The sequence below is a fragment of the Achromobacter pulmonis genome (assembly GCF_021733725.1).
Classification (GTDB): Bacteria; Pseudomonadota; Gammaproteobacteria; order Burkholderiales; family Burkholderiaceae_B; genus Achromobacter; species Achromobacter pulmonis.
Map to the genome: position 1 here is coordinate 309350 of NZ_JAIFOT010000001.1, position 12064 is coordinate 321413.

Consider the following 12064-nt stretch of genomic DNA (forward strand, 5'->3'; position numbering starts at 1 on the left):
CCCCGCGCCGCGCGGGCCCAGTGCCGCCTGTAAACACTCAGGAGAGGTACCCAATGTCTGCCCCGATCTCCAACGTTCGTCCCGCGCCCGACCCGGTCCTGGTCGATATCGCCGACTACGTACTGAACTATGAAATCCAGAGCGGCCTGGCCTACGAGACCGCTCGCAACTGCCTGATCGACACCCTGGGCTGCGGCCTGGAAGCGCTGGAGTACCCGGCGTGCCGCAAGCTGCTGGGCCCTGTCGTCCCGGGCACCGTCGTGCCGCACGGCGCCAAGGTGCCCGGCACCCAATTCCAGCTCGATCCGGTGCAAGCCGCGTTCAACATCGGCGCGATGATCCGCTGGCTCGATTTCAACGATACCTGGCTGGCCGCCGAATGGGGCCACCCGTCCGACAACCTGGGCGGCATCCTGGCCACCGCCGACTGGCTCTCGCGCACCGCCGTGGCCGCCGGCAAGCCGCCCCTGACCATGCGCGCCGTGCTGACCGGCATGATCAAGGCGCACGAGATCCAGGGCTGCATCGCGCTGGAAAACTCCTTCAACAAGGTCGGCCTGGACCACGTGGTGCTGGTCAAGGTGGCCTCCACCGCCGTGGTCGCGCAGATGCTGGGCCTCACGCGCGATGAAGTCATCAACGCGGTGTCGCTGGCGTGGGTCGACGGCCAGAGCCTGCGCACCTATCGCCACGCGCCCAACACCGGCAGCCGCAAGAGCTGGGCCGCCGGTGACGCCACCAGCCGCGCCGTGCGGCTGGCGCTGATCGCCCGCACCGGCGAAATGGGCTACCCCTCGGTGCTATCGGCCAAGACCTGGGGCTTCTACGACGTGCTGTTCAAGGGCCAGCCGTTCAGGTTCCAGCGCCCCTACGGCAGCTACGTCATGGAAAACGTGCTGTTCAAGATCTCGTTCCCGGCCGAGTTTCACTCGCAGACCGCGGTCGAGTGCGCCATGCAGATCCATGACCGCCTCAAGGCGCTTGGCAAGTCCACCGACGACATTGCCGGCATCACCATCCGCACCCACGAGGCGTGCATCCGCATCATCGACAAGAAAGGCCCGCTGGACAACCCGGCCGACCGCGACCACTGCATCCAGTACATGGTCGCCGTCCCGCTCCTGTTCGGCCGTCTGACCGCCGCCGACTACGAGGACGATGTCGCCGCCGACCCGCGCATCGACGCCCTGCGCGACAAGATCACCTGCGTCGAGGACCCGGCCTACACCCGCGACTACCACGACCCCGACAAGCGCTCCATCGCCAACGCCCTCACTGTCAGATTCACCGACGGCACCCAGCTCGACGAGGTCGTCTGCGAATACCCCATCGGCCACAAGCGCCGCCGTGCCGACGGCATCCCCCTGCTGGAAGCCAAGTTCCGCACCAACCTGGCCCGCATCTTCCCCGCCCGCCAACAGGCCCGCATCCTGGAAGCATCGCTGGACCAGAAAAAGCTGGAAGCGATGCCGGTCCACGAATACGTCGACCTGTATGTGATCTAAGGCGACAAGCAAACACCTCCCCACCACCGCGCAGCGAACACCCTCCCGACGCAAACCACCGCGTAAGTCAAGACCGGCCGCCCACGCGGCCGATCTTGACGGGCCCCGCAAACCTCTCCACGCCCCACCGATCTGGCAGTGCACCATTTCTCGAAACCCGTAGCCCGTCGCGGTGGCGGTTTTGGGGGCGGGCAACCTCGATGCGCCCAAGGGAATCCGTAGGGAAGGCCGAAGGCCTGGACGAGGATGACGCAGGGGCAGTCCGGAGCGAACGCTCCGGACCGCCATCGTGGGCGCCCACCCCCAAAACCGCCACCGCGACGGGCGACCTACGAAGAACCACCCGCCCCCAGCAATTACAATCTCCCTTCCCCAAGAAAACAGAGACCGAACCCCACCATGTCCATGCTCTGGGTAAAAACCTTACACATCGTTTTCATTGCCTCCTGGTTCGCCGGCCTGTTCTACCTGCCCCGCATCTTCGTGAACCTGGCCCAACAATCGGATTCGGCCGTCCAGGTCACCCTGCTCGGCATGGCGCGCCGCCTCTACCGCTTCACCACCATTCTGGCCATCGTGGCCGTGGCGCTAGGCATGTGGCTGTACCTGGGCTATGGCATTGGCGTAGGCCCCGGCAACGGCTGGATGCACGCCAAGCTCTTTTTCGTCCTGCTCATCATCGGCTACCATCACGCCTGTGGCGTCATGCTGCGAAAATTCGAACAGGGCAAGAACACCCGTTCGCACAAGTTCTATCGCTGGTTCAACGAAGTTCCCGTCTTGCTGCTCTTGGTGGTGGTGGCGCTGGTCGTCGTCAAACCCTTCTGATTCCTCCCCTACCTTTGCACATTCGCCAGGATTCGTATGTCCGCTGATGACCAGGACCGCCCGCGCAAGACGCTGACGATCAAGAAAACCGCGCGCGATGCGCACGCCGAAGCCGCGCCCAAGCGTGTGCGCACCGGCGCGCGTGCGCGCCTGGTCGCCCAGAACGAGCGCACCAAGGAAAACCTCGAGCGGCAGAAGGACCCCGAAGGCTACCAGCAGCGCCAGGCCGCCGCCGCGCGCGGCGCGCGCAAGCCGGCCGAGGGCGGCCGCGGCGAAGGGGCCCGTGGCGAGGGGCCGCGCAGTGCCCCCCCGCGCCGCAGCGAAGGCGCGCGCGGCGACAACCCGCGCCGTGGTGATGGCCCACGCAGCGACGGTCCGCGCGCGGGCCGCGCCCCGCAGCGCGCGCCGCGCCTGGACGATCAGTACATCGCGCCGGCCACGCCCGCCGGGCGCTTCTACGATCCGTTCGAAGACGACGGCCCGGCGCCCGACTTCGCGCCCGAGCCCGATTACGACGACGACGCCCCGATCGCGACCGCCCCTGCACGCGGCCAGGGCGACGCCCGCCACCACGCGCCCACCGTCGAGGTCCGCGAGCGCCGCCCGCGCGAACCGCGCCAGGCCGAGCGCTTCAAGGTCTTCGCCCCGTGCCCGCAAGGCCTGGAAGAAGCCCTGACCGCCGAAATGCAGGCGCTGGGCTATGACGATGCCACGGCCGGCCGCGCCGGCTGTTCCTTCACCGCCGACTGGGCCGGGGTGCAGCGCGCCAACCTGTATTCGCGCCTGGCCACCCGCATCCTGGTGCAGGTCGCCCACGCCGAGATCTCGCACGAAGACGACATACTGGATCTCGCCCGCGACACCCCCTGGGAACGCTGGTTCGGCGCCGAACAGACCCTGCGCGTCGACACCTCGGCGATCAAGAGCCCGGTGCAGAGCCTGCAGTACTGCAACCTGCGCGCCAAGGACGGCATCTGCGACCGCCTGCGCGAGCTGGAAGGCGAGCGGCCCAGCATCGACACGGTGCGCCCCGACGCGCGCGTGCACCTGTTCCTGACCGGCCACACCGCAACGCTGTACCTGGATACCTCGGGCGAATCGCTGTTCAAGCGCGGCTGGCGCCTGGACAAGGGCGATGCGCCCTTGCGCGAGAATCTGGCCGCCGGCATGCTGGCGCTGGCAGGTTGGGACCCGGCCGCGCCGCTGCTCGATCCCTTCTGCGGCTCCGGCACCATCCTGATCGAGGCCGCCTGGATCGCGCTGGGCGTGCCTCCCGGCATCTCGCGCCCGTTCGGCTTCGAGCGCCTGCGCGGCCACGACGCCTACCGCTGGCGCGACCTGAAGGACGATGCGCGCTCGCGCATCCTGCCGCAGCTGGACACACCGCTGGTCGGCTACGACCTCGATCCGCAGGCCATCGAATTTGCCCGCAACAACGCCGAACGCGCCTGGCTCACCGCGGACACCATCCGCTTCGAGGTAGGCGACGCCCGCGAAGTGCAGGCACCGGCCGACCATGGCTGGATCGTCACCAATCCGCCCTACGGCGAGCGCATGGCAACCGAACAGGACGCGGACCTGTGGCGCGACTGGGCCACCTGCCTGAAACGCAATTTCGCCGGCTGGCAGCTGCACATCATCACCAGCGACCTGACCCTGCCCAACCAGATGCGCCTCAAGCCCAAGCGCCGCGTGCCGCTGCACAATGGCGGCCTGGACTGCCGCCTGTTCGGCTTCGAGCTGGTCGCCGCCGGTTACCGCGACGCCTGACCCCCCGCGCCCCGGGGAACTTCCCCCGGGCCGGGCTCCTTCAGCTCCCTCCTTGCCGTTGCCCGCGCGCGTTGTAAAAGCGCAGCAATACCGCGCCCGTATCCTGCTGATGGTGCCCCGCAGCGCCAATTTGGGGCATCATCAGCACCAGGGTGTTGCCAATGCGCACCAGGCACTTGCACAGTTTCAGGGTTAACCCTATAATTCGGGTTATCCCTAGTAGCTAAACAAACTGTGCAAGCCCGTGGAGGCTATTGTGATCAACCCGAACAACACCATCCGCCTGACCGACGAACTCGAGCGCCAACTGATGCTCCAGGCCATTGAAGAACAGTTCCGCCCGCATCCGATGCGTGCGTTGGCCGCGGGCCTGCGTAAGCTGGCCCATGGTGTCCGCGCCCTGGCTGGCAAGACGAGCGCCAAGAACGCGCACTCCGCCGCCTGAGCAAGGCCGCTGGGCCCGACGGCCCGAACGATTTCCCCTTGGGGGCTGCATAGCCCCTTTTATAGACCCGCCCTTACCGGCGGGTTTTTTTTATGCGCGCTCCCCTTGCATCGCGGCCCGCGGATACGCCGCTTTGTCGGATAAGATACCCGCCCATGACCGACGCCTTCCTCGACCAGACCCCCAACCGGCTGCGCCGGTTCGCCTGCATGATGTACGAAGCCGTGCTGCTGTTCGGCGTGGTGTTCCTGGCGGGCTACCTGATGGACACGCTGACCCAGAGCCGCAACGCGCTGGCGCTGAGGCCGCTGCGCCAGGCCTGGCTGTTCCTGGCCATCGGCGTGTATTTCGTGTTGTGCTGGCGTCGTCGCGGCCAGACGCTGCCGATGAAGACCTGGAACATCCGCCTGGTCGATCGCGACGGCAATCCGCCCTCCACCGTGCGGCTGATCCTGCGCTACGTGCTCGCCTGGCCCCTGGTGCTGGCGGGCGCCGCTGTGGTCTGGGCCGCCGCCAGCGCAACCGGATGGCCTTCGATGGACATGTTCATCGTGGCCGCGCCATTCACGATCTTCGTTTGGTCGTGGTTCGATCCCGACGGCCAGTTCCTGCACGACCGCTTGCTCGGTACTCGCCTGCGCAATGCGCCGCAGCGCAAGAAAGTACGTGGACCGCGCTGACATCGGACGCCTGAACGGGTACTGAACACACCCGCTTACAACTGGCAAAATCGTGCGGCGAATTTGGTGATGGCTTTCAGAAAGTTGAAAGTCGCGCGCAAAGACAATGGGGCCCCTTTTCACAGACGCCCTGGAATCATCATGCGCGCTTTCCTTTCCCGCCTCTCGCTGGCTGCCGCCAGCGCCCTGCTGTTCCTGCCTCTGGGCGCCTTGGCGCAGAATGCCGCCGCGCAGCAGGAAATCGAGGCTGCCATGAAAGCCGCCTACGCGGCCGCCCAGGAAGGCCCGGCCGACATCAAGCTGGACAATCAGGCCGTGGTGCGCCTGCCCGAATCGATGTTCTTCGTGCCGCGCGCCCAGGCCGACCGCCTGATGGCGGCCTATGGCAACGGCAAGGACCCGTCGCTGCTGGGCGTGGTCATGCCCAAGAGCGACGATGACGGCTGGGTCATCACGGTCAATTTCGACAAGGCCGGCTACATCAAGGACGACGACGCCAAGAACTGGAACGTCAGCGAGCTGCTCGACAGCCTGCGCGAGGGCACCGAGGAATCCAACGTCGAGCGCAAAAAGCGCGGCTTCCCCGAGCTGGTGATGGACGGCTGGGTCGAGGCGCCCAAGTACGACAGCAGCACCCAGCGCCTGGTCTGGTCGGTGGCCGTCAAGCACAAAGGCGAGGCTGCCGACGACAACCCCACAGTCAACTACAACACTTATGCGCTGGGCCGCGATGGCTACATCACGCTGGACCTGATCACCCAGAAGAACCTGGTGCCGAAGGACAAGACCGCGGTGCTGACCCTGCTGGACAATCTGAAATACGTCGAAGGCAAGCGCTACGCCGACTTCAATTCGTCCACCGACAAGGTCGCCGAGTACGGCCTGGCCGCGCTGGTTGCCGGCGTCGCCGCCAAGAAGCTGGGCCTGTTCGCCGTGATCGCCGCGTTCCTGGCCAAGTTTGCCAAGGTCGGCATCCTGGCCGCCGCGGCGCTGGGCGGCGGGCTGTGGAAGCGCTTTCGCGGCAAGAAGGCCGAACAGCAACAGCCCTGAGCGATGAAGCTGCTGCTACTGCTGTTCTCGGGCCTGAAGTTCGGCAAGCTGCTTGCCACCGGCGGCACCATGCTGCTGTCGGTGGCGGTCTACGCCTTCATTTTCGGTTGGCGCTACGCGGCCGGCTTCGTGCTGTTGCTGCTGGTGCACGAACTGGGCCACTACGTCGCCGCGCGCCAGCGCGGGCTGGATGTGGGCGCGCCGGTGTTCATCCCGTTCGTGGGCGCCTGGATCCAGCTCAAGGACATGCCGCATGACGCCGACACCGAGGCCTATGTCGGCCTGGGCGGCCCGCTGGCGGGCACGGTGGCGTCGCTGGCCTGCTACTTCGCGGCGCGCAGCAGCGGCAGCGACCTGCTGCTGGCGTTGTCCTACGCGGGCTTTTTCATCAACCTGTTCAACCTGATCCCGCTGTCGCCGTTCGACGGCGGCCGCATCACCGCCGTGCTGTCGCCGCGCATCTGGCTGGTGGGCGTGCCGGTGCTGGTGGCGCTGTTCTTCTGGCGGCCCAGCCCGATCCTGATCCTGGTGGCCGTGCTGGCCTTTCCCAACGTTATCCGGGCTTTCAAATACGATCCGTCCTTGCCTGAAAACCAGGCCTATTACGGCACCACGCTGGAAAGCAAGCTGACCTATACCTGCGCTTACCTGGGGCTGGTCTGCGTGCTGGCCATCATGGCCCACGACGTGCACGACATGCTGGGGCATCTGCGCGCCTGACGCGCGTTTTCCTGACGGCGGGCCGCATCCGGCGGACGCTGCCGTCACAACAGCGTCACGGATTTTTCATGTCACGGTCATCGCCGCATGGTTTCATTCCGAGGCATGACGACAGCCCCCATGGATAGCACCGTGAACGAAATCCGTCCTACGCACTGGCGCGCTCTCTGGATTTCCGACATTCACCTGGGCACCGCCGGGTGCAAGGCGGAGTTCCTGCTGGATTTCCTCGAGCACAACGATTCCGACACCCTCTACCTGGTGGGCGACATCGTCGATGGCTGGCAACTGCGCAAGCATTGGCACTGGCCGCGGGCCCACAATGACGTGATCCAGCGCATCCTGCGCAAGGCCCGCAACGGCACCCGGGTCGTGTTCATCCCGGGCAACCATGACGAGTTCGCGCGCGAGTTCGCCGGCTACGCCTTCGGCGACATCGAAATCCTGGATGAAGACGTGCACGTGACCGCCAAGGGCATGCGCCTGCTGGTGCTGCACGGCGATCAATTCGACGGCGTGATCCAGCACAGCCGCTGGCTGGCGCACCTGGGCGACGGCCTGTACCAATTGGCACTGTGGCTCAACCATCATTTCAATCGCCTGCGCCACCGCATGGGACTGCACTACTGGTCGCTGTCGCAGTATCTCAAGCACAAGGTCAAGAACGCAGTGTCGTTCATCACCGATTTCGAGGAAGCGCTGGCCGGCGAGGCCCGCCGCCGCGGCCTGGACGGGGTGGTCTGCGGCCACATCCACAAGGCTGAGCTGCGCGACGTGGGGGGCATTCTGTACTGCAACGACGGCGACTGGGTGGAAAGCCTGTCGGCCCTGGCCGAGACCCACGACGGCCAGCTGCAGTTGTTGGACTGGGCCGCGATCCAGGCCGAGCGCCAGGCCGATCCGGCGCAGCGCAAGCCGCGCTCGCTGTCCCTGCCGGCGCTGCCGTCGGCGTTGCGCCGCCAGGGCAAACACCCGTGATAACCCTTATACGTCCCCGTTACGCAACGGGGATATTGCAGTTCACGGCCCTCTAGGTCATGCTTGCGATTGGGGCAACGGGCAAAAACTGACCCGTTCACGCTGCAACATGCTCACAACATAGGGCCATGAACGACCAATATCAGGTGCTCTACCAAACATTCCGCTGGCTGGTTCCCACCCAGTTCAACATCGCGGAAGCGTGCTGCCACCGCTGGGCATCCAGTAGTCCGGATGCGCGGCGCATCGCCATCTACTACGAAGATGAAGCCGGCAACCGCGAGGTCTGGACCTATGCGCGACTGGCCGAGGCCGCCAATCAGCTCGCCAATGGCCTGGTGAAGATGGGCGTGGGCCGCGGCGACCGCGTCGGTGTGGTTTTGGGACAACGCCCTGAAACCGTGGTCGCGCACATGGCGATCTACAGCGTGGGCGCCGTGGTGCTGCCATTGTCGGCTTTGTTCGGCCCTGAGGCGCTGCAGAGCCGGCTGTGCGATTCCGAGACCCGCGTGGCCATCGTCGACCATGCCTCCAGCGCCAATCTGCTGGCGGTCAGCGACAACTGCCCCAACCTGCAACAGATCATCGGCATCGGCTTCGCCGACGAACGCGTGCTGCCCTGGCGCAGCCTGCTGGCACGCCAGCCCAGTGAATTCAAGGCGGTGCCGACGCGCTCGTCGGACCCGGCCATCCTGCTCTATACCTCTGGCACCACCGGCGCGCCCAAGGGCGCCCTGCTGCCGCACAGCGCGCTGATCGGCAACCTGCCGGGCTTCGTCGCCTCGCAGGACTGGTTCCCCCGTCCGGCGGACGTGTTCTGGTCGCCCGCCGACTGGGCCTGGACCGGCGGCATGATGGACGCGCTGCTGCCCACCCTGTATTTCGGCCACCCCATCGTCGGCACCCGCGGCCGTTTCTCGGTCGAGCGCGCATTCGAGCTGATGGAGCGCTACCAGGTCACCAACACCTTCCTGTTCCCGACCGCGCTGAAGATGATGATGAAGGCGGTTCCCGAGCCGCGCAGCCGCTATCAGCTGGCCCTGCGCTCGATCATGAGCGCGGGCGAAAGCGTCGGCGACACCGTGTTCGGCTGGTGCCAATCGGCTCTGGGCGTGACGCCCAACGAGATGTTCGGCCAGACCGAGATGAATTACGTGGTCGGCAACAGCCAGAAGCGCTGGCCGGCCCGGGCCGGCAGCATGGGACGCCCCTACCCCGGCCACCAAGTCGCGGTGCTGGACGACGCCGGCCAACCGGTAAAGGCGGGGGAAACCGGCGAAATCGCCGTCAATCGCTACGACATCCACGGGTACCCCGATCCGGTGATGTTCCTGGGCTACTGGCGCAACGAGGCCGCCACCCAGGCCAAGTTCAAGGGCGACTGGTGCCTGACGGGCGACCTGGCGCGGATCGATGCCGATGGCTACCTCTGGTATGCCGGTCGCGCCGACGACGTGTTCAAGTCGTCCGGCTACCGCATCGGGCCTGGCGAGATCGAGAGTTGCCTGATCGGCCATCCGGCCGTGGCCAATGCCGCGGTGGTGCCTAAACCGGACGCCGAGCGCGGCGCGGTGGTCAAGGCCTATGTGGTGTTGACGCCCGAATTCGCCCAGCGCGACCGCGATGACATCGTCGAGAACCTGCAGGAGCACGTGCGCGAGCGCCTGGCGCCCTACGAGTACCCCAAGGAAATCGAATTCGTCGAAGAACTGCCCATGACCACCACCGGTAAAATCCAGCGTCGCATCCTGCGCCTGCGCGAAGAAGAACGCGCGCGTACGCCCAGGCCACAATGACGCGGACGGGTCCGGCAGCGACCCGCCGCAGTATTCCGGAGACAGGGCATGCCCATTTACCAGCTCGACGACCTCATCCCCCGCATCGACCCCGCGGCCTACGTGGCCGACAGCGCCGACATCATCGGCAACGTCACGCTGGAAGCCGGGGTCAGTATCTGGTCGCACGTCTCGATCCGCGGCGACAACGACGCCATTCTGGTCCGCCAGGGCACCAATATCCAGGAAGGCAGCGTGCTGCATGTGGATAGTGGCTGTCCCATGACCATCGGCCCCAACGTCACCGTGGGCCACCAGGCCATGCTGCACGGCTGCACCATCCATGAAGGCGCGCTGGTGGGCATGCAGGCGATTGTGCTCAACAACGCCGTGATCGGCCGCAACTGCCTGATCGGCGCCGGCGCCATCGTCCCGGAAGACCGGGTCATTCCAGACAATTCCCTGGTCATCGGCATCGGCAAGATCGTGCGCGAGCTGTCGGCCGAGGAAATCGCCAATCTGCACAAGAACACCGCCCATTACGTGGCGCGCGGCCAACACTACAAGACGGCCCTGAAACGGCTGGCCTGAGACCGCCGCCGGGATCGCCCTGCGCCCCTGTCGCCGGCAGGGGGAATCGGCCGTCCGATCGGCTAACATTCCCCCATGACCGATCAGCTTAAAAAATACCTCCTCGAAGACCGCAGCGTCCGCGTCCAAGCGGTGCGCCTCACGGATACCTGGAAGGCCGCCCAGGCCAACCACGACTACCCGCCCGCCATCACCCATCTGCTGGGCGAGCTGGTGGCCGCCTCCACCCTGCTGGCCGCCAACATCAAGTTCGATGGTTCGCTGGTGCTGCAGATCCAGGGCGACGGCCCGATCGCCCTGCTGGTGGTGGAATGCCGTTCCGACCTCAGCCTGCGCGCCACCGTCAAGATACGCGAAGGCCATGTGGTGCCGGCCGAAGGCGACATGCAAAGCCTGCTGAACCCGGGCGGCAACGGCCGCTTCATCGTGGTGCTGGACCCGCAGGCCAAGGTGCCGGGCCAGCAGGCCTACCAGGGCATCGTCCCGCTGGAAGGCGATACCGTCGCCGAGGCGCTGCAGCACTACATGAAAGCCTCCGAACAACTCGACACCCGCCTCTGGCTGGCGGCTGACGCCGAGCATGCCGCCGGCATGCTGATCCAGCGCCTGCCGTACCACGGCGGTTCCGACTCGGCGGCGCTGAGCGAGCAGGCCGCCAGCGAGACCTGGGATCGCACCTCGGCGCTGGCCGCCACGCTCAAGCGCGACGAATTGCTGGCGACCGATATCGACACGCTGATCCACCGCCTGTTCTGGGAAGAGACCCTGGTGGCCTTCGAGCCCGCACCGGTGCGCTGGCACTGCCCCTGCACCCGTGAACGCGTCGCCAACATGCTGCGCTCGCTGGGAGAAGCCGAGGTCAAGGACATCCTGGCTGAACGCGGGCAGGTCGATGTCTCGTGCGATTTCTGCGGCAAACCCTATGCCTTCGACGCGGTCGATTGCGCCGCGCTGTTCACCGGCAACCCGCCCGCCAGCGACCAGACGCCGCCCACCGTGCACTGACCCCGGGCGGGGGCCAGCCCTCGGTTTGTACCCATCGACAGGCGGTCATGCCCGCGCCACACTGGCCGGACATGACCGCCTTTTTTCACGCCCCTTCGCGCCCCTGCCCCCGTCAAGCGGGCACCGCCGCCGTCGAATTCACCGTGGCCGCGGCCACGGTGCTGCTGCTGGCCCTGCTGGCATTCGAGGCTGCCCGCTGGCAGCTCGCCCGCCAGGTCGCCCATCTGGCGCTGTTGCAGGCGGCCCGCGCAGCGAGCACGGCGCGGGCCGACCCCTTCCACATGCGCGCGGCCTTCCTGCAGGCGCTGTTGCCGCTCCATGCCGGCCCCGGTGGCGAGGCGGGCGCCCGCCTGCGGCTGACCCGAGCGCTCGAACGCGACGCCGCCCTGATGGGCGCCCCGCCCTGGCGCATCGAAATCCTGCTGCCCGCGCCGCCAGTCTCCCCGCGCGATCCCGCCCAGAGCCGTGCCGGCACGCTCAGGCTGCGGCTGACCTACCTGTACCGTCCCCTGCTGGCACCGGTGCGGGCGCTGCTGGCGATGTTGGCCGGCAGCGACGACGGCAGCTATGCCGGCCGGGCCCGGGCGCGCGGCCTGGCACCGATTGGCCTGGAAATCGAAATGGAAATGCACGCCGGTCCGCCAGAACGGCGGGCCAGCCAGCCGTATCCGGCCGGGATGGTGCTAGGGGCTTGCCGTCGCCTGCGCTGCCCTTGAG

At 66.7% G+C, this 12064-nt stretch carries 12 protein-coding genes; all 12 read left to right on the forward strand.

Going from position 1 to position 12064, the window contains the following annotated elements; translation table 11 throughout:
- Nucleotides 1-53: 53 nt before the first annotated feature.
- Nucleotides 54-1505, forward strand: a complete 1452-nt coding sequence (locus K2W61_RS01440; protein WP_175135592.1) for a bifunctional 2-methylcitrate dehydratase/aconitate hydratase — start codon at nucleotides 54-56, stop codon at nucleotides 1503-1505.
- Between the two features lie 399 nt (nucleotides 1506-1904).
- Complete coding sequence (locus K2W61_RS01445) at nucleotides 1905-2333, forward strand: CopD family protein (RefSeq protein ID WP_175135591.1); 429 nt, start codon at nucleotides 1905-1907, stop codon at nucleotides 2331-2333.
- Between the two features lie 36 nt (nucleotides 2334-2369).
- Complete coding sequence (locus tag K2W61_RS01450) at nucleotides 2370-4103, forward strand: THUMP domain-containing protein (protein WP_175140715.1); 1734 nt, start codon at nucleotides 2370-2372, stop codon at nucleotides 4101-4103.
- A gap of 256 nt (nucleotides 4104-4359) precedes the next feature.
- Nucleotides 4360-4548 carry a hypothetical protein gene (locus tag K2W61_RS01455; protein ID WP_006393542.1) on the forward strand — a complete coding sequence of 63 codons (189 nt, stop codon included), beginning with the start codon at nucleotides 4360-4362 and terminating at the stop codon, nucleotides 4546-4548.
- A 155-nt stretch (nucleotides 4549-4703) separates the two neighbouring features.
- A complete protein-coding gene (locus K2W61_RS01460; RefSeq protein ID WP_175133158.1) occupies nucleotides 4704-5228 on the forward strand; it encodes an RDD family protein in 525 nt (174 codons plus the stop codon).
- A gap of 141 nt (nucleotides 5229-5369) precedes the next feature.
- Nucleotides 5370-6278, forward strand: coding sequence for a DUF2167 domain-containing protein (locus tag K2W61_RS01465; RefSeq protein ID WP_175133157.1), 909 nt, complete (start codon nucleotides 5370-5372; stop codon nucleotides 6276-6278).
- 3 nt (nucleotides 6279-6281) lie between these two features.
- Nucleotides 6282-6998 (forward strand): site-2 protease family protein, encoded by a 717-nt coding sequence (locus tag K2W61_RS01470; protein WP_175133156.1) that lies wholly within the window; start codon nucleotides 6282-6284, stop codon nucleotides 6996-6998.
- A 105-nt stretch (nucleotides 6999-7103) separates the two neighbouring features.
- A complete protein-coding gene (locus K2W61_RS01475) occupies nucleotides 7104-7976 on the forward strand; it encodes a UDP-2,3-diacylglucosamine diphosphatase (RefSeq protein WP_175133155.1) in 873 nt (290 codons plus the stop codon).
- Between the two features lie 128 nt (nucleotides 7977-8104).
- A complete protein-coding gene (locus tag K2W61_RS01480) occupies nucleotides 8105-9772 on the forward strand; it encodes an acetate--CoA ligase (protein WP_175133154.1) in 1668 nt (555 codons plus the stop codon).
- A 48-nt stretch (nucleotides 9773-9820) separates the two neighbouring features.
- Entirely contained in the window at nucleotides 9821-10342 is a 522-nt protein-coding gene (locus K2W61_RS01485) for a gamma carbonic anhydrase family protein (RefSeq protein ID WP_175133153.1), read from the forward strand.
- A gap of 75 nt (nucleotides 10343-10417) precedes the next feature.
- Nucleotides 10418-11347, forward strand: coding sequence for an Hsp33 family molecular chaperone HslO (gene hslO / locus K2W61_RS01490; protein WP_175133152.1), 930 nt, complete (start codon nucleotides 10418-10420; stop codon nucleotides 11345-11347).
- Nucleotides 11348-11418: 71 nt separating this feature from the next.
- On the forward strand, nucleotides 11419-12063 hold the full coding sequence (locus tag K2W61_RS01495; RefSeq protein WP_175133151.1) for a pilus assembly protein: 645 nt from the start codon (nucleotides 11419-11421) through the stop codon (nucleotides 12061-12063).
- The last annotated feature ends 1 nt before the right edge of the window (nucleotide 12064 follow it).